Genomic DNA, 262 nt, shown 5'->3' with positions numbered 1-262 from the left:
ATCGGTAGCATGATCGGGAAGCTCAGCAGCACGATGCCGGTCCAGTCGAGGAACATCCCCAGCAGGAACACCAGGAACAGCATCAGGATCAGCGCCCCGGTGGTGCCGCCGGGCATCGCCAGCACCAGCTCGCTGATCACGGTCATGCCGCCGCCGCGGGAGAACACCCCGGTGAAGGCGGTGGCGCCGACCAGCACCAGCATCACCATGGTGGTGGTCTTGCTGGCATCGATCAGGGTACGAAAGCAGGTGGTGAGCTTGC

At 64.5% G+C, this 262-nt stretch carries 1 protein-coding gene; it reads right to left on the bottom strand.

All coding sequences use genetic code 11. The features are described from left to right. The coding region (locus tag HOP53_RS21525) for a TRAP transporter large permease subunit (protein ID WP_234271889.1) at window positions 1-262 on the bottom strand (262 nt) is incomplete at both ends.

The organism is Billgrantia ethanolica, from assembly GCF_021404305.1.
Taxonomy (GTDB): domain Bacteria; phylum Pseudomonadota; class Gammaproteobacteria; order Pseudomonadales; family Halomonadaceae; genus Halomonas; species Halomonas ethanolica.
The sequence above is the reverse complement of the archived record's forward strand: the minus strand, read 5'-3'. Positions and strand labels throughout refer to the sequence as shown.